The organism is Pseudactinotalea sp., assembly GCF_048594945.1.
Lineage (GTDB): Bacteria > Actinomycetota > Actinomycetes > Actinomycetales > Beutenbergiaceae > Pseudactinotalea.
This window is the reverse complement of sequence record NZ_JBMDXJ010000543.1, coordinates 1-2,075: the sequence shown is the minus strand read 5'-3', so window position 1 is coordinate 2,075 and position 2,075 is coordinate 1. Positions and strand designations below refer to the sequence as shown.

Annotated in this window: 2 protein-coding genes; both read right to left on the bottom strand. The window is 67.6% G+C overall.

The genetic code is table 11. The features are described 5' to 3' along the window. Positions 1 to 1,005: ectonucleotide pyrophosphatase/phosphodiesterase (locus ACOJSN_RS24680; RefSeq protein ID WP_420115133.1), on the bottom strand; the 1,005-nt coding region annotated here is incomplete at its 3' end. Continuing rightward, on the bottom strand, positions 1,005 to 2,075 hold a 1,071-nt coding region (locus ACOJSN_RS24675; RefSeq protein WP_420115132.1), incomplete at its 5' end, for an extracellular solute-binding protein. The genes ACOJSN_RS24680 and ACOJSN_RS24675, both read right to left, overlap by 1 nt.

Sequence of the window (2,075 nt, the reverse complement as noted above, 5' to 3'; positions counted from 1 at the left end):
GTCGAGGCCGTAGTCGCGCAGCGTCTCCTGCGAGGTCCAGATCTTCTCGATCCGGAGGGTCGGGTCCACCTCGATCTCGGCGAGCAGCGCCTCGACCTCGGCGCGGCGCTCCGCGCTGAGACCCTCGGCCAGGAACAACTGGCCGGACAGACCAGCACCCAGGCAGAACACGTCGTAGTCGACCAGGTTGCCCTCGCCGTCGACCCGGAGGAAGCCACGCTCCACGAAGATCGTGTTGAGGTTCGTGTGCTGCTCCGTGTCGAGATGCCCGTGATCGGACACCAGCACGATGTTCGTGTCTTCCAGGTCACCGCTCTCGGCCAGCGCGGTCAGGTAGGTGCCGAGTGTCGCGTCCACCTCCCGGAGCGCCTGCTCCACGTGCGAGCCGTAGGCGCCGCCGGCATGCCGGGCGGCGTCCACCTCGACCAGGTGCACGAACATGACATCGGGCCGCTCGTTGCGAAGGATCTGCTCCGAGACGTGATTGACGAAGGCGAAGTAGTTCCGCTTCGTACCCGAGGTGTCGACGAGTCCCAGGTTCGGCAGGATGTACCGCTCAAGGGACGCCTCGTTCGTGGTCTGCCGGTACTGGTCCTCGAGCCCGTCGAACACCTGCGGGCTCGCGATCTCCGGCACCAGCCAGTCGACGTCCCGCTCGTTGGCGGTCACCGGCCACTGCACGGCCGCCACCGTGAGCCCCGCCGCCTTCGCCGCGGCGAAGAGGGTCGGGACCTTGATCGCCCCAGCGTCCCAGAACCACTCGGACCTGTCGCCGTTGCCGGGCTGGAACTGCAGATTGTTGAAGATGCCGCTCCGTGCTGGCGGGCAGCCGGTCGTCTGCGCGGTGTGGTTGGGGTACGTGACCGAGGGATAGATGCCCTCGATCTCGGCGACGGCGGCCCGGTCCAGGATCTGCGAGAACGCCGGCAGGGTCCTCGCGAACGGGATGTCGTCCATGTGCATCGCGTCGACCGACACGACCAGCAGCTTGTGCAGGGTGCTCATCAGGAGATGCCCAGCGCTTCGAGGTCCTCGCGGTTGTCCTCGAGCACGTCCTCGAGGCCGGTCCGGATCTGCTCGATCGTGGCCGGCACGTCGGCGTCGTCACCGGTGAGCGTGGCGAGGTTGTCCTGCAGCGCGTTGACGCCGGCCTGGAACCACAATGCCGGGGCGACCGTCTGGGCGTTCTCAAGCTGCTCGATCGCCACGGTGAAGTTCGGGTTCGACGCGTGCAGCTCCTGCACCTCGGGCTCGTCGCGAGCCGCGGTGACGATCGGCACGTAGCCGGAGTTCATGTGGTACCAGCCGGACATCTCCGGGGTCCCGAGGAACTTGAGCAGCTCGGCGGTGGCGTCCTGGCGCTCCTGCGAGTCGGTCTTGACCAGCGAGAAGCCGGAGCCGCCCGTGGGGACCTTCGGAGGCTGGTTGACCTCGCCCGGCATGAAGGCGGCACCGAGCTCGAAGTCGACGGCGTTGGTGAGGCCGCGCATCGAGGCGGTCGACCCGTGCACGGCGGTGACGAGCCCGGTCTGGAAGTCCGTGTGCGCCGCCTGCGCCTGGTACGCGTGGCCGTCGACGTGCACCCACTCCTTGGCGAAGTTCAGCAGCTCGGTGACCGGCGCCTCGTCGGGCATGACGTCGAAGCCGTCGGTCCACTCGCCACCGAACGCCCACAGCCACGAGGAGGCGTACCAGCCGTCGCCCGCGCTGTAGGCGAACGTCTTGACCGACTGACCCGACGCGGACAGCGAGGCGATCTCCGGACCGAACTCACGCAGCTGCGACCAGGTGTACTGGGTGTCGATCGGCAGGCCGAGCTCCGAGAAGGCGGTCTTGTTGTAGTAGAAGAGCGGCGTGGAGCGAGCGAACGGCACCACGTAGGTCTCGTCGCCGGCCTTGCCCTCGCCCACGTAGTTCTGCAGGTAGATGTCGAGGTTCCACTCGTCCGTGAAGTGCGGGTCGAGCGGGGTCAGCGCGCCGGCGAAGTAGAACTGCAGCCACTGCAGCTCCGGGAAACACACCATGTCCGGCACCGCCTTGGCCTGCAGCGCCGCCGTGAACTGGGTGTTGAGGTC